Annotated in this window: 25 protein-coding genes; 12 read left to right on the forward strand and 13 right to left on the reverse strand. The window is 60.8% G+C overall.

Features of this window, described 5'->3' with window-relative positions; translation table 11 throughout:
• The first annotated feature begins 71 nt into the window (after positions 1-71).
• Together BK670_RS15040 and BK670_RS15050 are read left to right on the forward strand one after the other, a co-directional pair.
• Entirely contained in the window at positions 72-1187 is a 1116-nt protein-coding gene (locus tag BK670_RS15040) for an extracellular solute-binding protein (protein WP_123450700.1), read from the forward strand.
• 158 nt (positions 1188-1345) lie between these two features.
• On the forward strand, positions 1346-2464 hold the full coding sequence (locus tag BK670_RS15050) for a DmpA family aminopeptidase (protein WP_123450704.1): 1119 nt from the start codon (positions 1346-1348) through the stop codon (positions 2462-2464).
• Positions 2465-2849: 385 nt separating this feature from the next.
• Here the strand turns inward: BK670_RS15050 and BK670_RS15060 are convergent, their stop codons facing one another.
• Together BK670_RS15060 and BK670_RS15065 are read right to left on the reverse strand one after the other, a co-directional pair.
• On the reverse strand, positions 2850-2975 hold the full coding sequence (locus BK670_RS15060) for a hypothetical protein (RefSeq protein ID WP_259697568.1): 126 nt from the start codon (positions 2973-2975) through the stop codon (positions 2850-2852).
• Positions 2976-3080: 105 nt separating this feature from the next.
• Positions 3081-3767, reverse strand: coding sequence for a GNAT family N-acetyltransferase (locus BK670_RS15065; RefSeq protein WP_123450706.1), 687 nt, complete (start codon positions 3765-3767; stop codon positions 3081-3083).
• Between the two features lie 204 nt (positions 3768-3971).
• Between BK670_RS15065 and BK670_RS15070 the strand changes: the two genes are divergently transcribed.
• Both BK670_RS15070 and BK670_RS15075 read left to right on the forward strand, forming a co-directional pair.
• Positions 3972-4295, forward strand: a complete 324-nt coding sequence (locus tag BK670_RS15070; protein ID WP_123450708.1) for a YXWGXW repeat-containing protein — start codon at positions 3972-3974, stop codon at positions 4293-4295.
• 42 nt (positions 4296-4337) lie between these two features.
• Positions 4338-4550, forward strand: a complete 213-nt coding sequence (locus BK670_RS15075) for a YXWGXW repeat-containing protein (RefSeq protein ID WP_007908149.1) — start codon at positions 4338-4340, stop codon at positions 4548-4550.
• A 15-nt stretch (positions 4551-4565) separates the two neighbouring features.
• On the opposite strand, the gene BK670_RS15080 is transcribed toward BK670_RS15075, so the two are convergent.
• Together BK670_RS15080 and BK670_RS15085 are read right to left on the reverse strand one after the other, a co-directional pair.
• On the reverse strand, positions 4566-5123 hold the full coding sequence (locus BK670_RS15080) for a YceI family protein (protein WP_123450710.1): 558 nt from the start codon (positions 5121-5123) through the stop codon (positions 4566-4568).
• Positions 5124-5198: 75 nt separating this feature from the next.
• Positions 5199-6554 carry an MATE family efflux transporter gene (locus BK670_RS15085; RefSeq protein WP_123450712.1) on the reverse strand — a complete coding sequence of 452 codons (1356 nt, stop codon included), beginning with the start codon at positions 6552-6554 and terminating at the stop codon, positions 5199-5201.
• A 199-nt stretch (positions 6555-6753) separates the two neighbouring features.
• Here BK670_RS15085 and BK670_RS15090 point away from each other — a divergent pair, with 199 nt between their 5' ends.
• The 3 genes from BK670_RS15090 (at position 6754) to BK670_RS15100 (ending at position 9750) form a co-directional block, all read left to right on the forward strand.
• Positions 6754-7317: a chorismate mutase gene (locus tag BK670_RS15090; protein WP_123450714.1), complete on the forward strand. Its 564-nt coding sequence runs from the start codon at positions 6754-6756 to the stop codon at positions 7315-7317.
• Between the two features lie 164 nt (positions 7318-7481).
• On the forward strand, positions 7482-7961 hold the full coding sequence (locus tag BK670_RS15095) for a phage infection protein (RefSeq protein ID WP_123450716.1): 480 nt from the start codon (positions 7482-7484) through the stop codon (positions 7959-7961).
• 148 nt (positions 7962-8109) lie between these two features.
• Positions 8110-9750, forward strand: coding sequence for a sensor domain-containing diguanylate cyclase (locus BK670_RS15100; RefSeq protein ID WP_123450718.1), 1641 nt, complete (start codon positions 8110-8112; stop codon positions 9748-9750).
• Here BK670_RS15100 and BK670_RS15105 read toward each other — a convergent pair whose 3' ends face one another.
• From BK670_RS15105 to BK670_RS15115, 3 genes are all read right to left on the reverse strand, one after another.
• Positions 9751-10044, reverse strand: a complete 294-nt coding sequence (locus BK670_RS15105; protein ID WP_123450720.1) for a hypothetical protein — start codon at positions 10042-10044, stop codon at positions 9751-9753.
• A gap of 160 nt (positions 10045-10204) precedes the next feature.
• Positions 10205-10591: a c-type cytochrome gene (locus BK670_RS15110; protein WP_123450722.1), complete on the reverse strand. Its 387-nt coding sequence runs from the start codon at positions 10589-10591 to the stop codon at positions 10205-10207.
• 122 nt (positions 10592-10713) lie between these two features.
• Positions 10714-12045, reverse strand: a complete 1332-nt coding sequence (locus tag BK670_RS15115) for an aminotransferase-like domain-containing protein (protein WP_123450724.1) — start codon at positions 12043-12045, stop codon at positions 10714-10716.
• An 89-nt stretch (positions 12046-12134) separates the two neighbouring features.
• Between BK670_RS15115 and BK670_RS15120 the strand changes: the two genes are divergently transcribed.
• The gene (locus tag BK670_RS15120) at positions 12135-13028 is read left to right on the forward strand and encodes a DMT family transporter (protein ID WP_123450726.1); all 894 of its coding nucleotides are present in this window, start codon (positions 12135-12137) and stop codon (positions 13026-13028) included.
• 3 nt (positions 13029-13031) lie between these two features.
• On the opposite strand, the gene BK670_RS15125 is transcribed toward BK670_RS15120, so the two are convergent.
• On the reverse strand, positions 13032-13847 hold the full coding sequence (locus BK670_RS15125; protein ID WP_123450728.1) for an AraC family transcriptional regulator: 816 nt from the start codon (positions 13845-13847) through the stop codon (positions 13032-13034).
• Positions 13848-13978: 131 nt separating this feature from the next.
• On the opposite strand from BK670_RS15125, the gene BK670_RS15130 reads away from it, so the two are divergent.
• Positions 13979-14491 (forward strand): carboxymuconolactone decarboxylase family protein, encoded by a 513-nt coding sequence (locus tag BK670_RS15130; protein ID WP_123450730.1) that lies wholly within the window; start codon positions 13979-13981, stop codon positions 14489-14491.
• A gap of 597 nt (positions 14492-15088) precedes the next feature.
• On the opposite strand, the gene BK670_RS15135 is transcribed toward BK670_RS15130, so the two are convergent.
• On the reverse strand, positions 15089-16534 hold the full coding sequence (locus tag BK670_RS15135; RefSeq protein WP_123450733.1) for a SulP family inorganic anion transporter: 1446 nt from the start codon (positions 16532-16534) through the stop codon (positions 15089-15091).
• A gap of 156 nt (positions 16535-16690) precedes the next feature.
• Between BK670_RS15135 and BK670_RS15140 the strand changes: the two genes are divergently transcribed.
• Together BK670_RS15140 and BK670_RS15145 are read left to right on the forward strand one after the other, a co-directional pair.
• Positions 16691-17008 (forward strand): DUF7693 family protein, encoded by a 318-nt coding sequence (locus BK670_RS15140; RefSeq protein ID WP_123450746.1) that lies wholly within the window; start codon positions 16691-16693, stop codon positions 17006-17008.
• Between the two features lie 52 nt (positions 17009-17060).
• Positions 17061-17606: a hypothetical protein gene (locus tag BK670_RS15145; protein WP_007908120.1), complete on the forward strand. Its 546-nt coding sequence runs from the start codon at positions 17061-17063 to the stop codon at positions 17604-17606.
• Positions 17607-17646: 40 nt separating this feature from the next.
• Here the strand turns inward: BK670_RS15145 and BK670_RS15150 are convergent, their stop codons facing one another.
• Positions 17647-18282 (reverse strand): hypothetical protein, encoded by a 636-nt coding sequence (locus BK670_RS15150; RefSeq protein WP_123450747.1) that lies wholly within the window; start codon positions 18280-18282, stop codon positions 17647-17649.
• 128 nt (positions 18283-18410) lie between these two features.
• The gene (locus BK670_RS15155) at positions 18411-18869 is read right to left on the reverse strand and encodes a GNAT family N-acetyltransferase (RefSeq protein ID WP_123450748.1); all 459 of its coding nucleotides are present in this window, start codon (positions 18867-18869) and stop codon (positions 18411-18413) included.
• 143 nt (positions 18870-19012) lie between these two features.
• On the opposite strand from BK670_RS15155, the gene BK670_RS15160 reads away from it, so the two are divergent.
• A complete protein-coding gene (locus BK670_RS15160; RefSeq protein WP_123450749.1) occupies positions 19013-19657 on the forward strand; it encodes a TetR/AcrR family transcriptional regulator in 645 nt (214 codons plus the stop codon).
• Between the two features lie 19 nt (positions 19658-19676).
• On the opposite strand, the gene BK670_RS15165 is transcribed toward BK670_RS15160, so the two are convergent.
• The gene (locus tag BK670_RS15165) at positions 19677-20690 is read right to left on the reverse strand and encodes a lysozyme inhibitor LprI family protein (protein WP_123450750.1); all 1014 of its coding nucleotides are present in this window, start codon (positions 20688-20690) and stop codon (positions 19677-19679) included.
• Between the two features lie 198 nt (positions 20691-20888).
• Positions 20889-21422, reverse strand: coding sequence for a cysteine hydrolase family protein (locus BK670_RS15170; protein WP_123450751.1), 534 nt, complete (start codon positions 21420-21422; stop codon positions 20889-20891).
• Between the last annotated feature and the right edge of the window lie 25 nt (positions 21423-21447).

The raw sequence follows: 21447 nt of genomic DNA on the forward strand, positions 1-21447 counted from the left end.
AGGCGTGACCGGCCCGATAGGCTGACCACTCTTGTTCATCACCGGCCTGCACAGGCCAGGAGTGCCGCATCATGCGTCGTCACCGTGGCTGTATCAACCTCAGCATTCAACTGGGCCTGCTGGCCGGTATTGGCGCCAGCTCGATCGCCCTGGCCGCTGACGCGCCGAGCGTGCACGTCTACAACTGGTACGACTACATCGGCCCGACCACCCTCCACGATTTCCAGCGCGACAGTGGTATCCAGCCGGTCTACGACACCTTCGACAGTGCCGAAGTACTCGAAGGCAAACTGATGACCAGCCGCAGCGGCTACGACGTGGTGGTGGCGAGCAACTTCAGCCTGCCGACGCTGATCAAGGCCGGCGCCCTCGCCCCGCTGCCACGCGAGCAACTGCCGGGCTGGAAGAATCTCGATGCCGATTTGCTGGCGAAACTGGCCAATAACGACCCCGGCAATCAATACGCCGTGCCGTACCTGTGGGGCACCAACGGCATCGGCTACAACGTCGACAAGGTGCGCGCGGCGTTAGGCGCCAAGGCGCCGGTGGACTCGTGGGATCTGGTGTTCAACGCAGACAACCTCGCCAAACTCGGCCAGTGCGGTGTGGCGATGCTGGATTCGCCGTCAGAGATGCTGCCGGTCGCCCTGCATTACCTGGGCTTGCCACCGAACAGCACCGATCCTGAAGACTATAAGAAAGCCGAAGCACTGCTGCTGAAGCTGCGCCCGCACATCGCCTACTTCAACTCGTCGAAATTCATCAGCGATCTGTCCAACGGCAATATTTGCGTAGCGGTCGGTTGGTCGGGGGCGATGCTGGAAGCCAAGACCAATGCCGAGCAGGCCAACAACGGCGTGAAGATCGCCTACAGCCTGCCCAAGGAAGGCGCGCCGGTGTGGTTCGACACGCTGGTGCTGCTCAAGGACGCGCCGAATCGGCCTCAAGGCCTGGCCTTTATTGATTATCTGCTGCGCCCGGAAGTGATCGCACCGGTCAGCGATCACCTGTCGTACCCCAATGGCAACCGCGCGGCGACCCCGCTGGTGGCCGCCGCCACGCGGGACAACCCGGCGGTTTATCCCTCCGCCGCAGCGATGGCCACGCTGTACACCCTGGAACCCCTGCCCAAAGCCACCGAACGGGTGCGTACGCGGGTGTGGAGCAAGGTCAAGAACGGCCAATAAAGCCTTTTGAACATTCCACAAAACCCTGTGGGAGCGAGCCTGCTCGCGAAAGCGGTGGGTCAGGCACTGATGTGTTGAAAGTGCCGACGCATTCGCGAGCAGGCTCGCTCCCACAGGGTCTGCGAATAACCCAGCATTTTTTTGAGAGACAAATATCAATGAAACCTCGTGCCCGTGACCTCGACATCCGCATTGGCCAACTGCATCCCGGTCCGCTCAACGCCATCACCGATGTACCCGGCGTACGCGTCGGCCACAGCAATGTGCGCGGACGCAGCAGCGCCGGACGCGACATCTGCACCGGCGTCACGCTGATCGAACCGCGCTCTGGCTCGACCAATCAGCAACCGTGTTTTGCCGGCGTGCATGTGCTCAATGGCAATGGTGACGCCACCGGGCTTGAGTGGATTCGCGAAGCCGGTTTGCTGACCAGCCCGATTGCGTTCACCAACACCCACAGCCTCGGCGTGGTGCGCGATGCCTTGGTGGCCCTTGATCGCCAGCAACAACCGGACGACGGTCGTCTCTACTGGAACATGCCAGTGGTGCTGGAGACCTTTGATGGTTTGCTCAACGACATCAACGGTTTCCACGTGCGGCCCGAGCATGTCGCTGAAGCCCTGAAAAACGCGGTCGACGGCTCGGTGGTGGAAGGCGCCGTCGGCGGTGGCAGCGGCATGATCTGCCATGAATTCAAGGGTGGCATCGGCACTTCGTCGCGGCGCTTGAGCGCTGCGCAAGGCGGCTGGACGGTCGGCGCGATCGTCCAGGCCAACCACGGCATTCGCAGTGAATTGCGGGTCGATGGCTACCCGGTCGGGCGTTACATGGAACAGAAGGATTCGCCGTTCTTGCGCGCATCGCTGCCGCATCCGGGCATGGGCTCGATCGTCGTCTGCCTCGCCACCGACGCGCCGCTGCTGCCGCATCAATGCACGCGTCTGGCGCAGCGCGCGAGCCTCGGTCTGGCGCGCACCGGCGGCGGCAACGAGGATCATAGCGGCGACATCTTCATCGCCTTCGCCACCGGCAACGCTCATGTGCCGCCCGCCGCCTATGAAGGCAAAGGCGCACCGACCTGCGACGGTTTGCGCATGGTCAACAATGACCACATCAGCGAGCTGTTTCTGGCCGCGACCGAGGCGGTTGAGGAAGCAATCATCAATGCGTTGCTGGCCAGCGAAAGCACCGAAGGCAACGGGCATTCGGTGCCGGGACTGGATGCCGAAACCCTGCTCGCCGCGCTCGCCAAAGCAGGCTGGCCCGGATCGCGCTAGCAGCCAAAAACACTGTAGGAGCTGCCGAAGGCTGCGATCTTTTGATCTTGTCTTTTAAAAGCAAAAATCAAAAGATCGCAGCCTTCGGCAGCTCCTACAGGGGGGCTGTGAACATTCGGATGAACGAGGCCAGCGACGAGTTGTTCGCAACCATCCTGGCCATGGTCGGACGCGCTGCTGGCCGGGCGACTGGCGGTACTTGAGCCGCCACTGGCACACTCCTAGGATGGATTCACGCAGTGGCTCCGCTCTTCGAGCGCTGCGTAGGCACGGGTGCTCTGAACCCCAATCAAGCCCGTGCCTTGCTTCATGCGCATCTTGAGCCTCGAGGGCTCTACTTCCTCCCCATCAAAGAGCTTTGAGGCTCTTTTTTTGTCTGCGCAAATCAGCTGTCCGGCGACGCATCAGCGCGAATCGAGCGCCAGGCCGCTTGCGCCAGCAACTCGCGATAGTCCGCCGGACTGCCCTTCACGCGCACCGCCAACCCGTTCACGATACCGACGGCAAACACGTGTTCACGGCGCGGATCACCATGAGCGTCAAACCCGGCTGAATCGCGGACAGAAAAAAGCCCTTGCTGCGCGATTCACAGCAAGGGCTTTTTCACCACCCCGGGTCAGTGCACGGTCAGGCGCTGGCGGACAAATGCCTCGACATGGCGGGTGGTCTGATCGAGGTGTCGGTCGCGTTGTTTCTCGGCGTCGAGCATCGCCCGTTTGCCGTTTTTCTGCAGCAGGTACGTGTGGATCTGCTGCACTTCCAGCGACCGGTAAATCGGCGTGGTGTCGATAAACCCGCGTAAGCCATTGCTGCGGTAATGCCGGGTGCTCATCAATACCTGGGTTTCACGCTGGCCAATCACCTCAAAGCCCAACGCTTCGAAGTACGGCACTTTACCGACCGTGCAGGCCAGTTCCGCATGGGGGTAACGCCCGACCATTTCACCGATCATCGCCCGCGCCACGCCCTGACGCCGATGCCCTTCGCGCACCGCCATGTAAGCCACGCTGCAGGCTTCCCAGTCGCCCTGCACCGGCAGGTACAACAGAAAACCGACCACTTGCTCCGGATCATCCTCGTCGGTGGCGACCAGCAACTCGACGTCGGTGCCCTTCTCGCCATTCAACGCTTCCAGATACAGATGCACCTCATAACCGACCGCGTACTGATAGACGTTGTACAGCAGGTTGCTCGGGCCAAGACCAACCGCGCTGATGTCGGTCAGGTAGTCGACGACCATCTGCAGGATCTGGCTGTTGACGCCTTCGGGGCATGGGGATTTGTAATGGGTGATGCGTGGCATGACGGGTGAACTCCGGCGGAAAACCGCGACATCATACCTTGTAGGCTGAGCCAGCCTGCATTGGCAACGAAATCGAAGGTGGAAGCGAGCCTGCTGGGCAGTGTCTGACAAAAATTTCATCCGCCGCAGAGGGGATCTTTCGCAAATCAGGCATCCAATTCTGCAGCTGCGTTCACTTTTCGACGCAGGCCTTGAGGAGTTGTCATGAGCGTTTTGCGTTCCCTGTCCAAATGGCGAAAAACCCTGCTGCTGGTGCCGCTGACGCTGGCCGCGCTGAGCAGCGCCCAAGTGTTTGCGCAACCGGTGGTGATCGTCCAGCAAGCGCCACCGCCGATGCGCATGGAAGTGATGCCCGGCGCGCGCCCCGGTTATGTCTGGGATCAAGGTCATTGGCGCTGGCAAGGACGCGGTTATGTGTGGATACCCGGCCACTGGCAACCGGTGAGGTACGGCGCGCGCTGGAAACCCGGGCACTGGCAGGCACGCGGGCCAAACTGGTTCTGGGTCGAGGGGCATTGGGTGCGATGAAAGCGCGACAGCCTGGCCATCACTTCTTGCGAGAACACCACCATGTCGAAAACCGTTAAAGCACTGCTGGCCGCCACGCTGGTGGCCGTTACGTTGTCCGGTTGCGTCGTCGAGCCGGCCCGTCCGCATCGGCCTCCGCCGCTGGTCGAAGTGGTTCCGGTGATGCCGGCGCCGGGTTATCACTGGGTTGCCGGGCACTATCGCTGGGGCGGCAACCAATGGCGCTGGGTGCCGGGGCACTGGCGGGCCTATTGATTGCAACGGCGAGCGTCACTGCTGTGGCGCCACCACTTTGAATTTGATGGCGATGTCCTTGGACACCACGGTGTCCGCCCACTCCCCCGCGCCGAGGCCGAACTCGTCGCGCTTGAGCACCAGTTCACCGTCGAAAATGCCGATCTCGCTGCCCGGTTTCAGTTCCACCGGTACCTGCACTGCGCGGGTGATGCCTTTGAGGGTGAGTTGGCCATCGACCAAGTAACGATGTTCGGCTTTTTGAGTAAAACGCTTTGATTCGAACACTGCCACGGGAAATTTTTCGGTGTCGAACCACGCCGGTTTCACCAGCTCGGTGTTGGCATCTTCGCTGCCGGCATCAATGCTGTTGAGATCGATGTGCAGCGTGGTACGGGCGTTGGCGAGGTTATCGGTATCAAAGTCCAGCGTCGCCTCGAACTTGCCAAAGGTGCCGTACATCGGCGAGCCCATTTGGTTGTAGGTGAAGCTGATTTGACTGGCGTTGGTATTGACCCGCGTGTACTCGACAGCCTGCGCTGCACAGACGACACACAGCGAACACGCGGCAGCCAGCAGCAATCGGATCGACATGGGGATTCTCCGGGCGGGGCTGGCCGTCGAGGGCCTCGATTGACTTAAGCAAACATCCGCGCGTTACGCCAGCGCCTACACCAACCGCTCGATCTTCTGATGCTGCCAGACCAGTTTGTAATACAGGGTCTGCAACACCAGCATGCCCAGATACGCCACCGGAAACGCCATCCATACGCCTTGCAAGCCGTATTGCCCGTCCAGCCAGTACGCCGCCGGCAGTTGCACACCGACCACACAAATGATCGCAATGATCACCGGCACCAACACCGTGCCGCTGGCGCGCATGATCCCGCCGATGATGGCCTGGAAGCCGAACACCAACAGGCTCCACAACATGATGTGCAGCAGATGCTCAGCCATCGCCCGCGTCGAGTCCTCGGTCAGGAACAGGCCCAGCAACCAGTGCGACAACAGGTAACCGAGCACAATCAAACCGCCAGTCAGGCACACGTTGATCAACAGACCGGTGCGCAGAATCGGTCCCATACGTTCCAGTTGCCCGGCGCCGATGGCCTGTGCGCCGAGAATCGATGCGGTGATCGCAATCGACAACGCCGGGAACTGCACGTAGTTGACGATCTGCGTCACCGCGCCATACGCCGCCGTCGCTTGCGAGCCGTGCTGGTTGACCAGCGCCAGAATCACCAGCTCCGACAGCGACAGCACAATCATCTGCACGCCGGTCGGCAGACCGATGCGCAAGACCTTGCCGAGAATCACCCCGTCGAGACGCAGCGCGGCAAAGAACTCGCGGTCCGGCGCCAGCGGATGGCCCTTGCGAATCAGGCGCCACGCCAGCCACGCCATCGCCGCCAGGTTACCGGCCAGCCCGGCGTACGCCGCACTCTGAATACCCAGTTGCGGCAAGCCGAACCAGCCGCGAATCAGCGCCGGTGTCAGGGCCAGCCCGACGCAGGTCGAGACCATCAGCGCCAGCAATGGCGACAGCGTATCGCTGACCCCGCGCAACAGCTGCGTGAACAACACAAACACCAGCAGCGACGGCAAGATCCACATCATCACATGGGCATACGCCACCGCATCGTCGAGCACATCCGCCGGCGTCCCCAGCCCCGTCAGCGCCTGCCGCGCGAACACGCTGCCCAGCACCGCCGCCGCCAGACCGATTAGCACCCCGAGCAACAGCGTCGCCCCGGCAATCGCCTTGACCATGTGCGGCTCCCGCGCGCCCCATGCCTGACCGATCAACACCCCGGCGCCCGCGCCGAGGCCGATCACCAGTGCGATAAAGAAGAACACGATGGGAAACATCCCCGAGACCGCCGCCAGCGCCTGGGTGCCGAGCATCTGACCGATGTAGATGCTGTTGACCGTGCCCGACATTGATTGCAGAAAGTTCGACAGCACCATCGGCGCGAGAAACAGCAGGTAGGTGTGCCAGAGTGGGCGTTGGGCGACGGCTTGCATTGAATAGAGGTCCATCTCGACGGCGGGAGGGCTGATGGAGGATAGCTTCGGTGAGTTGCACGCGAGGCGCAATTAACATTTCAAATCGGTGTTTATGACCGATGCCCACGCCTGTGTAATTGGCACGGATCTGTAGGTGCCCGTGGCCGGCTGTGGTAAACAACTGCCCACTCCCATTTTTCCCATTGAGGCTCTGTTCATGCCGCGCTTTGCCCATCTGCTGACCGCCACCCTCCTCGCCGTGCTCGCCACCAGCGCTCACGCCGCCGCGCCCGCCGAAACGTTGAAGCCGTTACTGGAAACGCTCAACGAACGCCTGAACATCGGCGACCTCGTCGCGCTGACCAAATGGGACAGTGGCAAGCCGATTCAGGACAGCCCTCGTGAGGCTCAGGTCATCGCCAACGCGCGAACGCTGGCCACCGAGCGCCAGCTCGACCCTGAGGACGTCGCGCAACTGATCGCCGCGCAAATGGAGGCGAACAAACTGGTGCAGTACGGCTTGCTCACGCAATGGCAGGCGGCCGGTGCCGCGCCGGACACGCCGCGCCCCGACCTGGGCAAGCAGATTCGCCCACGTCTGGATGAGCTGCAAAGCCGGCTGCTGCAGCAATACGCCGATTTTGCGCCGTATCGCCATGATGCGAATTGCCCGGTGTGGCTGGCCAAGGCGCGCAGTGGCCTGACCCATGATGCGCTGCATGAACTTGCCCTGACACGGGCTACGGGTGAGCTGTGTGTTCGGGCGGCGAAGTCACTCTGAGAAACGGCCAGATCAAAAGATCGCAGCCTACGGCAGCTCCTACGGGGGATCGGTGAACCATCATTGCGGTCGATGTTTACCATCACGGCAATGAAGTTCTCATAAAAAATCCACGGCGTAACATCGGCTCCAGACAAACCAACAACACCCCGGAGCACACGATCATGAAACGCCAGACCCTTCTCAGCATCGCTTTCTCGGTTTTCGCCATTAACGCTTTTGCCGCCACCCCGGCACACACCCAAATCGCTGAAGGCGGTTCGGACAAGTTGATTGAAAGTCGTGTCGCTGAGGGCGGTTCTGATCGTCTGATCGAACGCCGTGTTGCCGAAGGCGGCGCTGATCGCCTGATCGAACGCCGTGTTGCCGAAGGCGGCGCTGATCGTCTGATCGAACGCCGTGTTGCCGAAGGCGGCGCTGATCGCCTGATCGAACGCCGCGTTGCCGAAGGCGGTTCTGATAGTCTGATCGAACGCCGCGTTGCCGAAGGTGGTTCTGATCGTCTGATCGAACGCCGCGTTGCCGAAGGTGGTTCTGATCGTCTGATCGAACGCCGCGTTGCCGAGGGTGGTTCTGATCGTCTGATCGAACGCCGCGTTGCCGAAGGTGGTTCTGATCGTCTGATCGAACGCCGCGTCGCATAAATCACTGGCTTCACCGCAATCCCCTAAAAAGCCCGGCCTGATCAGCCGGGCTTTTCTATGTCACACCGTCATCCATTACCCGACTGGCCACCCACCGCCCATTGCGCATACCATGCGGCCACAACTCCAAAACAGACGTCGCCAGCCCATGCTCAAAGCCAGTCTGCGTAGCCACCTCACCCTTTGGTTTGCCGGTTTATCCCTGCTGACGCTGCTGAGCGTGGGCTTCTATGTCGGCCATATCGCCACTGAACAGATGAAGCAGGCCAGCGGCAATGCCTTGCTTAACACCGCGCGTTCGGCCGCATCGTTATTGGGCGAGAAACTGCGTGAACGCCAGTTGGAGGTGTATCTGCTCAGCCGTGCGCCGCATCTGGAGCGTGGCGATCTGGACAACCCGGCGATTCTGAAATCGATGCAACTGCGCACCCAGGCGCGCGCCGAGTATGCGTGGATGGGCGTCACCGATGCTGAGGGCAAGGTGCATCAAGCGGTGAACGACCTGCTGGTCGGCCAATCGGTGCAACAACGCCCGTGGTTCCAGGCCGGGTTGCGCGGTGAGTACACCGGCGATCCCCATGAGGCGGTGCTGCTGGCGAAAAAGCTGCCGGCCCTGCCGAACGGTGAACCGCTGCGCTTCATCGACTTCGCCGCGCCGATCCGTAACGCCGACGGCCAGGTAATTGGTGTACTGGGCGCCCACGCGCACTGGAGTTGGGTGACACGCATTGTCGAGTCGGCGGCGTTCTCGCATAAAAATTCAACGCCGGATATTGAAGCGTTGATCATCGATCACGATGGCAAGGTGCTCTACCCGGAAGCGCTGATGGGGCAGCAACTGGCAACTGACACCAAGGGACAAGGCTGGACCGCAGGCAATGGATTCCTCACCAGCATGGTCAAGGTGCCGACGCCGTCAAGCACCGCGCTGTCATGGTCGATCGCGGTGCGCCAGCCTTTGGAAACCGCACTGCAACCAGCGCGCCTGCTGATGTACAAATTGCTGATCCTGGGCGTGGTCGCCGCAGTACTGTTCGGCTTGGTGGCCTACTACCTGGCGCTGTACCTGAGCCGTCCGATCGAACAACTCGCGCGCTCGGCCCGGCAGGTACAGCACAACCAGCCCGGCGCGCAATTTCCGTTGCAACACCCGGTGCGGGAAATCGCCCAGCTCGGCCAATCCATTGATGCCATGACGCAATCACTGCTCGGCAAGGAGCGCGAACTGCAAGAGGCCAATGCTTCGCTGGAAGCCACGGTGGCGCAACGCACTGCGGCGCTGACACAAGCCAACGCCGAACTGCTGAGCCTGGCGACTCACGACAGCTTGACCGGTGTTTACAACCGTCGCCGCTTCGACGAGAAACTTACCGAATACACCCTGCTGTTCCGCCGCACCGGGCGGCCGTTTGCCCTGCTGCTGATCGATGCCGACCACTTCAAGCGCATCAATGACAGCCACGGCCACGCGGTGGGTGACGATGTGCTGCAACAGTTGGCGCAGTTGATTCAGAGCAGCCTGCGCACCACCGATTTCGTCGCCCGCTACGGCGGCGAAGAGTTCGCGGTGCTGTTGCCGGAGATCGCCAAACCCGACACCCCGGAAGTCGTCGCCGAGAAGATCCGCGTGGCGGTCGCCGAAGCTCACTTCGCCGTGATCGGGCAAGTGACGGTCAGCATCGGCGTCGGCCTGGCGGACCCGGCCGACAACAGCCACAACGCACTGATCAAACGCGCCGATCAACAGCTGTATCAAGCCAAAGCGGCGGGCCGTAACCAAGTGGCGTAATCAGGCCTTCTTCACTTCGCAAATCCCGTTGGCCCGCTTCTTCCCGGTGTAGGACACCGCAGGCGAACCATCGGGATTGATGCTCAGGGAAATGGTCACGCCCGCGCCTTTGGCTTCGAAGTAGTTCTCATTGAATTTCTTCAACTGGCCTTCCTTGCCATTGATGTAGATCGGCCCGCCTTCATCGGCGTGCACTTCGATCTTGCCTGGGCACGTGGCGTTGAACAGGGGGATGCCAGCGTGTGCGAGTCCGGTGACGAGCAACAACGGCGCGGCCAGTAGCAAAGATTTCATGGTGGGCTCCTTGAGTGCGACGGTGAACCGGGCGATAGGTCAATAACGCATCAGTACCCTATCGACCCGTGGCCAAGTGCAGCGTTCCGCGAAAAAGATTGCTTTGTGCCGATTACGATTTCAAGTGATCGACCACACAAAGTCCCTGCAGGAGCTGCCGTTATTGCGAGAAGGTCTGGAGGTACGCCAGCAAATTATCAAGTTTCTCCTCATCACTCAGCCCCCAGAAGATCATCCGCGTACCGGGCACTACACCTTTCGGATCCTTAAGATAGGCGATCAGCGTCTCGCGATCCCACGTTTTTCCCGAGTTTTTCATCGCCTCGGAATACACGTAGTTGGCCGACGTACCAGCCGGACGGCCGATGATGCCGTTGAGCTGTGGGCCGAATCCCGGACGGGCCGATTCGCCGACCTGATGGCAGCCGCCACACAGGCGTGGGAAGATTTTCGCGCCGGCGTCGGGATCGCCTGCGGCATTAGCAGCAGTAGTGAACAGGCCTGCGGTGAGGCTCAAGGCCAGGGCGAGTGATACGGTGTTTTTCATCTGGATGTCCGGCTCTGCATAAAACGGCGGCGCAAGATTAGCACTTTGTGGCGAGGGAGCTTGCTCCCGCGGGCCTGCGCAGCAGGCCCTTCCTCAGAGCTGCGGCACGGCCGAGGGCGAGTCTACAGGTAAGCCGCGATGATCTTTCTGACCGTCATCAACGCCTGACGCAACACGTCCATCTCTACCGAGCCCAACGCCAGGCGAATCGCGTGCGGTGCATGGCTTGCCACCGAAAACGGTTCAGCCGTGGTGACCGAAATCTGCTCGTGCATCAGCTCTACAACAACCTGATCGGCGCGCACATCTTCCGGCAGCGGTAGCCACAAGAAGTACGACGCCGGATGGCCAATGCTTGGTAGCCCTTTCAATACTTCGCTCGCCAATGCCTGCCGCGCCTTGGCGTCGTTGCGTTTCTGTTCCTCCAGCAGCGTCACCGTGCCGTCGTCGAGCCAGCCGCAGGCGATGGCGGTCATGACGCCCGGCGTATTCCAGGTCGTGGCGCGGATGATGCGTTCCAGTGCTGGCACCACGTCGGTCGGGGCGGCGATGAAACCGACGCGCAGGCCCGTGGCGATGTTTTTCGACAGACCCGAGACGTACACCGTGCGCTCCGGCGCCAGATCGATCAGCGTACGCGGTGGGTTTTCCACCAGAAACGCGTAGGCTGCGTCCTCGATGAGGGTCAGATCATGCCGACGGGCAATCGCCACCAACTGCTCGCGCTGTGCCAACGGCATCACCCAACCCAGCGGATTGTGCAGCGTCGGCATGCTGTACACGGCGCGCACTGAGCGGCTGCGACAGAGTTTGTCCAGCGCGGCGAGATCCGGCCCCTGATCACCGAGCGGAATGGCTACGACCTCCAGATGCAGCGCTTCGGCCAGCACCTTGAACCCGGAATAGGTCAGCGCATCGGCGGCAATCACTTCACCGGGTTTGAGCAGCGCCATCAGCGTCACCGCCAGCCCTTGTTGGGCGCCGTTGACGATCAGTACTTGCTCGGCCTCGACCTTTACCCCGCGCATCAGCAGATGCCGCGCGACCGACGCGCGCTCGTGAGCACGACCGGCGTGCGGCTGATAACGCAGCAACGCCTCCAGATCACCGGACAAGGCCAATTGGCGCAACGCGCTGCGCAACAAATCCGCCTGACCGGGCAACGACGGGTAATTGAAATTGAGGTCGATCATGCCGACCGCCACTTGTTTCTGATCGATGCCCTGCCCCGGCGACAACGAGGTTTCGCGGACAAACGTGCCGCGCCCGGTCTCGCCGCTGATCAGCCCCATCGCTTCCAGCTCCGCGTATACCCGCGAGGCCGTGACCAGCGCCAACCCTTCCTGAGCCGCCAATTGCCGATGGGTCGGCAACCGTGTACCTGGCGGCAACATGCCCGAGCGAATGTCCGCCGCATAGGCGTCAACCAGTGTCTTGTAGCGCGAACGTGGCATCCTGGATGTATCCATGACAATTCTTTGATTGTGCTGATTCTCGGCTCTAGCATAACCGCAACGCAACCCACTTCTGAGCGTGAACGGCGATGGAAAGGACTTCGAATCTGACGACGCCGGCCCTGGAAAAAACCAGTGGCTGGATCAACGGCTTTATCGGCGTGGTGATCTTCAGCGGTTCGCTGCCGGCCACGCGTCTGGCGGTGCTGGAGTTCGATCCGGTGTTTCTCACCGTGGTCCGCGCCGCCATCGCCGGAGTGTTGGCGGTGGCGCTGTTGTGGCTGTTTCGCGAGCGGCGCCCGGCGCGCGATCAGTGGTTGTCGTTGTTGATTGTCGCGATGGGCGTGGTGCTTGGCTTTCCACTGCTGACCGCACTCGCCCTGCAACACGTGACGTCGGCGCACTCGATTGTGTTTGTCGGCTTGCTGCCACTGGCCACGGCGATTTTTGCCGTGCTGCGCGGCGGTGAGCGGCCGCGACCGGTGTTCTGGATATTCTCTATTCTCGGTAGCGCGCTGGTGGTCGGCTTCGCCCTTGCGCAAGGGCTGGCGGCCTCGCCCACCGGTGACCTGCTGATGCTCGCCGCTATTCTGGCCTGTGGCCTCGGCTATGCCGAAGGCGCGAAGCTGTCGCGAACCCTCGGCGGCTGGCAGGTGATTTGCTGGGCGCTGGTGCTGGCGCTACCGCTCATGGCGGTATTGAGTCTGTGGCTGGCGCCCGCCTCGTTCAGCACGATCAGTCTGACGGCGTGGCTGTGTCTGGGCTATGTGTCGCTGTTCAGCATGCTGATCGGCTTTGTGTTCTGGTATCGCGGCCTGGCCCAGGGCGGGATTGCCGCGGTCGGTCAGTTGCAATTACTGCAGCCGTTTTTCGGTCTGGCGCTGGCCGCGACCCTGCTGCATGAACACGTCAGCCTCGGCATGCTCACCGTGACGCTGGGGGTGATCCTGTGCGTGGCCGGGGCGAAGAAATTCGCCAGATGATCTTCAGGCGCCGGCCTTCCACTCGCGCGGACTGAGCCCGGTCTTGCGCCGAAACGCCCGGGCCAGCGCCGAAGGACTTTCGTAACCGACCTCCTCGGCAATCAGCGCAATCGGTCTGCCTTCGCGCAGGCGTTTCTGCGCCAGGCTGACGCGCCAGCTCAGCAGATAATCGGCCGGTGTCTGCCCGACGACCCGGCGAAACTGCTCGGCAAACCCGGCGCGGGACAGGTTGGCGACAGACGCCAGATCCGCCACGCTCCAAGGTTTTTCGGGTTGCTCGTGCATCAGGTTCAAGGCACGGGACAGGCGTGGATCGGCCAGCCCGGCGATCATTCCCGGTTGTTGTTCGCGACTGCTGATCAAGTGCCGCAACAGCAGAATCACCAGCAATTCGAACAGGCGATCCATCACCGCTACGCGCCCGCAATGACCTTCGAACGCTTCCTTGAACAGCCATTCCACGGTGTTACCCAGTTCCGGGATGTCCGTCAGTTTCAGCACTAGATAATCCGGCAGTGCCGCCGCCAGTGCATTGCCGGAGCCGCCGTCAAACGTCAGCGATGCGCAGACCAATCGGGTATCCATGGCTTCGTCGGCAAACATGCGATGGGCGAAGGGCCGGGGGAAGAAGATCAGCGACGGCTCGGTCAAGCGGATTTCACGTTCGCTGCCCGGCTTGAGCAGCAACTCGCCGGCCTGCAATAGATGCACATGCCCGACCGGTTCGTTGTCATGAACGCTGACGCCGCAAAACGTGCCGCTGTGGAAAGTACCGGCGTTTACGCCGAAGTGGCTGAGCAATGTTGAAAGGCGATCCATGAACGGCTCCAAGGGCATATTTGGACGATCTGTCGCATATCCTCGACGATTTGCCGCCAATCCACCAGCCCGGCTCAATAACATGACCTCCATCCCCGGCGCACTTCGCACCGGACTTTCGGAGAATCACCATGAGCCGCATCCACGCTATCAGCCTCGAAACCGCCGCCGACGCCAGCCGCCCTGTGCTGGAAGGCGTGAAAAAGAAAATCGGTTTCCTGCCCAACGTCTTCACCACCCTGGCCAAAGCACCGGTGGCCCTCGAAACCTACGTACAAGCCTCGGCGATCCTCGGCAAGACTTCGTTGAGCGCCCAGGAAAAAGAAGCCGTGTACCTCGCCACATCACAGGTCAACGGCTGCGACTACTGCCTGGCCGCGCATACTTTGTTTGCCGGCAAGTCCGGGCTGTCGGCGCAGGACATCGTCGCCGCACGTCAGGGCGAACTCAACGCCTACGCCACCCTCGCCCGCCAGTTGACTGAAAGCCGTGGCCACTTGAGTGACGAACAGATCGCCGCCGCCCGCACTGCCGGCATCGACGACGTGAAGATCATTGAAGTGATTGCGCTGGTGGCCGTGCAGAGCCTGACCAACTACCTGAACAATGCGGCGCTGACCGATATCGACTTCCCGGCCATCTGAAGTCTGACCACACACAACAACACCAGTGGGAGCGAATCTGCAAGCGCTAGCGGCGTGTCATTCAAAGCATCGTTGACCGACCCGAAGCCATCGCGAGCAGGCTCACTCCTACAATTGGATCGCCTACAATCCGCCAGAAACAGGTCGGCTGCCAGGCCGCCTTCATCGGACCGCCACCCGAAGCAAGCCCGCTCCCACAGAAAAGCAAAAACAGCCCCCACCGCATCTGCTTCTAACCACTCAACAGGATGAGCGTTAGCTCGGCTGCCGCTTTTGATCTTGATCCACGGGCGACGTCGGAAGGCTGAGTGGAGGGATTGATCCGGGCGTGGGAGCGCAGCGACCGTTCGACGCAGTCGAACACAGCGGGAGTAGGTGCAGCGAAGCAAACCGGAGACGCTGCGCCCGGATCGATCCCGGAGCGAAGGAACCCCGAGCCCCAGCGAGCGGGCCGCACGTAGGAGCAAGCCTTTTTGGTTACTTTTTCGGCGTCTGGAAAAAGTGACCCGCCGTAAGGGCGGAACCCTAAGTAGCCGTTACCGCAGCAATGGATATGTACTCCGTAATCCAGACAACCATAGCCATACCCACAGCTGATCAGTGATGCTCCTCACCCGCCCGCTTGAGCAATTTCTTGCAACGCTCCGACAAATGAAACACCTGCAAATGCTTACCCGCCTTGGCATAACGCTCCCGCAGAGTCTTCAAAGCCGCAATCGCCGAATAATCGACAAAACTCAAATGCCGACAATCCAAAGTCACGCGAGCCGGGTCATTGGCCGGATCAAACTGATTGAGGAACGGCGTAGTCGAAGCAAAAAACAACGTGCCATGCAGGCGATAAAGCTTACTGCCGTCAGCTTCCAGATGCGCATCGGCGTACAACTCACGAGCCTGCTGCCAGGCAAAGTTGAGCGCGGCGATGATGATGCCGCAGAGCACAGCGGTGGCCAGATCGGTGAGCACGGTGATAGTGGTCACGGCGATGATCACCAGCACATCATTGAGCGGCACTTTGTTCACCACCCGCAACGACGCCCAGGCAAAAGTCTGCTGCGACACCACAAACATCACACCCACCAGCGCCGCCAGCGGAATACGCTCGATCAGCGGCGACAGAAACAGAATGAACAACAGAATCAGCACCCCAGCGACCACGCCGGACAAGCGCCCGCGCCCACCGGAACTGAGGTTGATCACGGTCTGGCCGATCATCGCGCAACCGCCCATGCCACCGAATGCACCCGAGACCATGTTGGCCGCACCGAGCGCCACGCACTCGCGATCCGGGTAGCCACGGGTTTCGGTGATTTCGTCGGTCAGGTTCAACGTCAGCAGGGTTTCCAGCAGACCGACCAGCGCCATCAGAATCGCGTACGGCGCGATGATGCGCAGGGTTTCAAGATTCCACGGGATGTCCGGCACGGCGAAGGTCGGCAAGCCACCGGCGATGTGTGCCATGTCGCCAAGGGTGCGGGTCGGCAGGCCGAACAGGTAGACCAGCAGGCCAACGCCGAGGATCGCAACCAGTGCCGGCGGCACCGCGCGGGTCAGGCGCGGCAGGATGTAGACGATCGCCATGGTCAGCGCCACCAGCCCGGCCATCAGGTACAGCGGCGTACCCGTGAGCCAGTCTTCACCACTCTTGAAGTGCTCCAGTTGCGCCAGCGCAATGATGATCGCCAGGCCGTTGACGAAGCCGAGCATCACCGGGTGCGGCACCATGCGCACCAGTTTGCCCAGGCGTAGCAAGCCGAACGCCATCATGATCAAGCCACCGAGCAATACCGTCGCCAGCAAATACTGCACGCCGTGCTGCACCACCAGCGCGACGATGACCACCGCCATCGAACCCGCCGCGCCGGAAACCATGCCCGGTCGCCCGCCGAATAACGCGGTCAGCGTACAGATGATGAAGGCGCCGTACAGACCCATCAGCGGATTGAGGTGCGCCACCAGCGCGAACGCAATGCATTCGGGCAACAGGGCAAACGAAGTGGTGAGTCCGGCCAGGACATCGGCGCGCAGACGAATCGGTTTCATGGCTTACCTATCGAGCAGCCACCGAGCGCGGCTGCAGGTGTTCGGGAAAAAGAGGGTTGCGGATGTTACGGAATTGTCGCGGATCGGGCCAGTGAACGCTGACACTTGTCGACCCGGGCTTTATGCTGGCGCGCTCCTCTGCTGATTGAGTTGAACATGTCTGCATTTCTGAGCGCCCGCGAGGTCTGCCAGCGTTTGCGTGAAGCGGCGCTGGGCGTGCTCGCTTTGAAAATCTGCGAATGGCCTGCCGCCGCCGGGCTGGTCGCGGTCGATATCGAGGGCTGGCAGTTACTGCTGGATGTTGAAGGTGGGCGGTTACATCACTGTGAATGTGCCCGCAACGGCGACGGGCAAGAAGGCACGCTGGACAGTTGGCAGCGTTATGGCACCGATCCGGTGAGTTTGCTCAGTACCTGGGAATTGGCGCAGATCGAGCGATTGCTCAACGCGCAAACGAACGAGGTTGCTCAATGATGGCACTCTGCCCATAATTCGCGCCCGCTCTATTCCCACGCAAGGAACTGCCGTGAAGAAGTCGCTGTTGTTGATCCCGATGCTGGCTCTGCTGCTGCAAGGCTGTGGCATGACCATGACCCGTTACGAGCCAAGCTTCGAGAACGTGCAAAAGCTCAAACAAACCCCGCCGCTGCACGCGATCAGCAATCCTCAGGTCACGGCCGAATCCGGTGAAGGTTCGCTGGTGGTCCGCGCCAACCCGGTTCGCTCGCCGTCCGGCAGCATCCCGGCGCACATTCAGGACGCGATCACCGAAGAACTGCGCAAGGCCGGTCTGCTCGATCCGCAGGCTCAACGTCAGTTGAAAGTGCTGGTGGTGAAAAACGAACTGTCCGCCGGCATGGGCACCGGCGACGGCAAACTGGCCGCTCGCTTTACCCTGCTGAACGGCAACGATGTGGTGTATGACGCCACCAAAAATGTCAGCAGCCAGTGGAGCAGCAGCTTCTTCGGTTTCATTGCGATCCCGAATGCGGTCAACGCTTATAACCCGATGGTGCGTGACTTGCTCAAGGAACTGTACAGCGATCCACAGTTCATTCAGGCCCTGAAGTAAGGGCAAAAAAGAGCCGCAATTGCGGCTCTTTTTTTTCGCTTCAGGCCCGTGGAATGCGGGTTTCGAGTGCCGAGTATTTCAGGTTCTTGCTATCAACCATCTGCTTGAGCAGCGCGTTGACCTGACGGGTGAAGGTGTCATTCACCGCGTCTTTAGGCGTGTTGGCCATCAGCGGGATGAACCAGATACCGATCCAGGTACCGATCGCATCGTGGTTGCTCGCGGTGGTCAGGGCCTGACCTTGGCCATCCATGCCTTCCAGGCTCAAGGTGTACTGATCGGTGCCGTACGCCGGGATCACCATCATGCTGAAGCCGCTGATGAAGGCCAGCACCATGGAACCGGCATTCGGTGGATGGTTGTACATTTTCAGACGCAGGCTGTAATCGCCCGGCTGCTTCTGGAACTCGTCCAGGGTGACGCGGCCGAACAGACCCGAGTCAGTGAGGATTTTTTGCAGCTGTGGTTTCAGTTGATCGCGCGCTTGCGGCACTTCCACGGCGGAGCCGCTTTTCGGTTCGCCCTGATAGAAGTCGAAATCGACGTAGACGTTTGGCTTGTTGGCGTAGTTGGCCATCGACGGCATAGTCACCGGCGCCACTTCGTCTTTGGTGAAACTGGCACAACCGCCCAGCGCAAGTACCAGCCCCAGCGCCAGCATTTTCCCGAATTGCATGATGTCCGTCCCTATGTGTACACATCCAAATGATGGCATTGCGCCTTCATTGTGAAGGCCGGGCGGATTCTAGAGAGAGCAGCCTTCGGGCGAAAGCCTGAATTGGGGATATCGGCAAAAAAAGTTGCTCAGCCCTGCCGCAAGTCGAGGATGTAGGTGTAATACCCGCTGTCACGCACGTAGCCGAGGGATTCGTACAAGCCTTGAGCTGTGAAGTTGTCGGTGGCGGTTTCCAGCACCAGCCCTTTGGCGCCGGTCGCCAAGGCAAAGTCGCGCGCCGTGTTCATCAACAATCGGCCCACCCCACGCCCACGGGCGGCGGGTGCGGTGAACAGGTCGCTGAGCAGCCAGGTGCGGTGGGCATCGATGGACGAGAACGTCGGATACAACTGCACGAATCCCAACGCCTGAGCTTTTTCATCCTGAGCGAGAAAAATCGCTGATTCGTTGCCGGCCATACGCTCGGCGATAAAGGTTCGCGATTGCTCGAGGTTCGATGGTTGCTGGTAAAAGCCTCGGTAGGCGTCGAACAACTGCGCCACCGCATCCAGGTGTGTCTCGCCGGCCCGCAGCGCGTGAAGGGTCATGTGCCCGCTCCTTTTTCAGCCAATGATCGAAACAGCATAGCGCTGCGCATCAAGTGTGCTGGCCTCATCGCTATATAGTTTTGTATATTGCGAAACCGACATCACCAGAACCTTTTCATGCCGTCCAGCCAAACTGTGTGTCCATGAGCGCCATCCGCGTACGCAACGAGCAGTTGATCCTCGCTGCCGCCAGCGAAGAATTCGCCGCCAACGGCTTCGACGCCACCCAGACCCGCGACATTGCGGCGCGTGCCGGGGTGCCCAAGGCCAATCTGTATTACTACTTCCAGACCAAGGAAAACCTCTACGGCAAAGTGCTGCTGGGGTTCGTCGAACCGCTGCTGGAAGCCTCGGCGGTGCTGCGTGAAAGTGATGATCCACTGACGGGACTGCGCGCCTACGTGGCCGCACGCATTCGCATTGCCCGCGAGCATCCGGCGATTGCCAAGGTGTTCAGTGGCGAGTTGCTACTGGGCGGGCGACAGTTGCCCGACGAGTGCCGTGATCTGTTGCAGGCCGAAGCGCGGCGCAACGTTGAATGTCTGCGCAGCTGGATCGAGCGCGGCTTGCTGGCTCCGGTGGATCCAGAGCACTTGATGCTGTTCATCTGGTCGGCGACGCGTACTTACACCAACATCGGCTGGCAGATGGGCCGGATCATGGGGCGCGAAGTGCCGCAGGATGAGGATTATCAAACGGCGGCACAGACGATTACGCGGATGGTGCTGGAGGGCGTGGTGGTGACGCCGCGGGTAGGCGAGATTCGTGGTGTGTTGTTTGCGACGTGATGGAGGAGTGCTGCGCAGATCAGGGCATGAAGTCTACGGGGAGTTCCAGATGATCTTTCATGCGCTCGTTCCAGTCGTGCAAGGCGCCGGGTAGGCGTTTTTTCCATTTCGCAACGCCGGTGTAATAGCGCAGGCGCGAGTGACCGGTGTTGTCATCGGTAACCAACAAGACCCAGAAATGGCCATCGGCTGACCGCATCACGATGCCGGTGCCACCCAGGCCGCGCATCCACATCTCCCAGACCTGACTACCCGGCACATCGGTGCCTGGCTCGCCAGTCATCAAGGAGCCGGACTTTTCCACCAGTGTCTGATAATCAGTCTTGAGCAACGTGTGCAGTGCCTGATTCTCCTCCGGTGTTTGCGCCAGCCCCAGGCTGAGCATGTCGTAATCCAGCGTCAGCGGTTGCTGCGAAGCGACAAAACGACCGGTGTAGTAGACGCCCAACCCGGCACGGCAATATCCGCCTGCACCCACCAGAGAAATATCCAGCACACCATTGATGGGGGTGAACAACAGGGTGCACTCATCTTCCGAGTAAACGGCTTTACCTTCCTTGAGTGTGGCAACGCCAGCCAGATCACCGGAGTTGCCGCCCTCAGCCGCCGTGATGTCGATACTGATGTGCGTGGCATCGCGACGCTGAGTTATCACCGTCGCCGATGTTGAAGTCCCCGGCGGAATGAGCTGCCAGGTCGCGTCCCAACTGAAGGGTTGAGTAACATGCTCCAGTTCGGTCAGGCGCATCAGATACTGACGCTGCAAACAGGCCGTCTGTTCACCGCAGGCGTTGCGACTTTTCAGCCACTGTCGCTGATCAGTCTTGAGGGCTTTGGCATCGGGGACATTAGCCAATGTCGAGTGCCAGAGCTTGCCCAGCTTCTCATCAAGCAGCGAAATCTGCGGGTCGCCACAAATGGCTTTTTCAGTTTTGCTGGCGGCACTGGCGCAATCGAAACTGCTGGCGTGGGGGACAGAGGCAAACGCAAGGGACGTCAGCAGCAAGGCATGACGCAGAGGGGTAGAGAACATCGGGAGATTCCATTCTTCGGACGGCGGGCAGTATGCCAGTGCTGCTGCCGGAAATCCTTGATGTACATAGCAATCAGGTTTCTTCAATCACTGTGGGAGCGAGCCTGCTCGCGAACGCGGTGGATCAGCCACTATCAATGTCGACTGACACACTGCCTTCGCGAGCAGGCTCGCTCCCACAGGGTTTTGTATGCGCTGTCAGAACGTAATGTCGGCTGCGGGTTTGACGTCGATACGCGCCACGGAGCCGGTCAGGTGCGCCAGATCCTTGTTGTGTTCGCCGATGATGTCTTCGGCGCTCATATTGCCGTTGTCGACGGTGGAATGCGCGTCGGCGGCGAGCACTACGTCATAACCCAATTGATGGGCCTGGCGCACGGTGGCGTTGACGCAGTAGTCGGTTTGCAGACCGCAAATAATCAGGCGTTCGAAGTCTTCACTTGGCAATAATTTACTCAAGTCAGTCTGGTAAAACGAATCCGGGGTGGTCTTGCGCAGGCGCAGATCGTTCGGCGCTGTCTCAAGCCCTTCGGCCAGTTGCCAGCCTTCTTCACCATGGGCCAACGGGCTGTCCTTTTCTTCATGCTGGATCAGCACCACCGGCACGCCGGCCCTGCGTGCGCGCGCACTGAGACCGTTGATGGTGTCGATCACGCGCTGAATGTCGTAGCACTGATATTCGCCCGAGCAGAGGGCGCGCTGGACGTCGATGATCAGTAATGCGGTGGTCATGATGAGCCTTCCTTGATCAGTCCTT

Origin of the sequence: Pseudomonas fluorescens (genome assembly GCF_003732425.1) — a bacterium.
GTDB lineage: Bacteria > Pseudomonadota > Gammaproteobacteria > Pseudomonadales > Pseudomonadaceae > Aquipseudomonas > Aquipseudomonas fluorescens_BE.

Excerpts from the sequence above, each read along its gene's own strand:
- BK670_RS15040 (WP_123450700.1), top strand. The coding sequence starts at position 72 with ATGCGTCGTCACCGTGGCTGTATCAACCTCAGCATTCAACTGGGCCTG.
- BK670_RS15050 (WP_123450704.1), top strand. The coding sequence starts at position 1,346 with ATGAAACCTCGTGCCCGTGACCTCGACATCCGCATTGGCCAACTGCAT.
- BK670_RS15065 (WP_123450706.1), bottom strand. The coding sequence starts at position 3,767 with ATGCCACGCATCACCCATTACAAATCCCCATGCCCCGAAGGCGTCAAC.
- BK670_RS15070 (WP_123450708.1), top strand. The coding sequence starts at position 3,972 with ATGAGCGTTTTGCGTTCCCTGTCCAAATGGCGAAAAACCCTGCTGCTG.
- BK670_RS15075 (WP_007908149.1), top strand. The coding sequence starts at position 4,338 with ATGTCGAAAACCGTTAAAGCACTGCTGGCCGCCACGCTGGTGGCCGTT.
- BK670_RS15080 (WP_123450710.1), bottom strand. The coding sequence starts at position 5,123 with ATGTCGATCCGATTGCTGCTGGCTGCCGCGTGTTCGCTGTGTGTCGTC.
- BK670_RS15085 (WP_123450712.1), bottom strand. The coding sequence starts at position 6,554 with ATGCAAGCCGTCGCCCAACGCCCACTCTGGCACACCTACCTGCTGTTT.
- BK670_RS15090 (WP_123450714.1), top strand. The coding sequence starts at position 6,754 with ATGCCGCGCTTTGCCCATCTGCTGACCGCCACCCTCCTCGCCGTGCTC.
- BK670_RS15095 (WP_123450716.1), top strand. The coding sequence starts at position 7,482 with ATGAAACGCCAGACCCTTCTCAGCATCGCTTTCTCGGTTTTCGCCATT.
- BK670_RS15100 (WP_123450718.1), top strand. The coding sequence starts at position 8,110 with ATGCTCAAAGCCAGTCTGCGTAGCCACCTCACCCTTTGGTTTGCCGGT.
- BK670_RS15105 (WP_123450720.1), bottom strand. The coding sequence starts at position 10,044 with ATGAAATCTTTGCTACTGGCCGCGCCGTTGTTGCTCGTCACCGGACTC.
- BK670_RS15110 (WP_123450722.1), bottom strand. The coding sequence starts at position 10,591 with ATGAAAAACACCGTATCACTCGCCCTGGCCTTGAGCCTCACCGCAGGC.
- BK670_RS15115 (WP_123450724.1), bottom strand. The coding sequence starts at position 12,045 with ATGCCACGTTCGCGCTACAAGACACTGGTTGACGCCTATGCGGCGGAC.
- BK670_RS15120 (WP_123450726.1), top strand. The coding sequence starts at position 12,135 with ATGGAAAGGACTTCGAATCTGACGACGCCGGCCCTGGAAAAAACCAGT.
- BK670_RS15125 (WP_123450728.1), bottom strand. The coding sequence starts at position 13,847 with ATGGATCGCCTTTCAACATTGCTCAGCCACTTCGGCGTAAACGCCGGT.
- BK670_RS15130 (WP_123450730.1), top strand. The coding sequence starts at position 13,979 with ATGAGCCGCATCCACGCTATCAGCCTCGAAACCGCCGCCGACGCCAGC.
- BK670_RS15135 (WP_123450733.1), bottom strand. The coding sequence starts at position 16,534 with ATGAAACCGATTCGTCTGCGCGCCGATGTCCTGGCCGGACTCACCACT.
- BK670_RS15140 (WP_123450746.1), top strand. The coding sequence starts at position 16,691 with ATGTCTGCATTTCTGAGCGCCCGCGAGGTCTGCCAGCGTTTGCGTGAA.
- BK670_RS15150 (WP_123450747.1), bottom strand. The coding sequence starts at position 18,282 with ATGCAATTCGGGAAAATGCTGGCGCTGGGGCTGGTACTTGCGCTGGGC.
- BK670_RS15155 (WP_123450748.1), bottom strand. The coding sequence starts at position 18,869 with ATGACCCTTCACGCGCTGCGGGCCGGCGAGACACACCTGGATGCGGTG.
- BK670_RS15160 (WP_123450749.1), top strand. The coding sequence starts at position 19,013 with ATGAGCGCCATCCGCGTACGCAACGAGCAGTTGATCCTCGCTGCCGCC.
- BK670_RS15165 (WP_123450750.1), bottom strand. The coding sequence starts at position 20,690 with ATGTTCTCTACCCCTCTGCGTCATGCCTTGCTGCTGACGTCCCTTGCG.
- BK670_RS15170 (WP_123450751.1), bottom strand. The coding sequence starts at position 21,422 with ATGACCACCGCATTACTGATCATCGACGTCCAGCGCGCCCTCTGCTCG.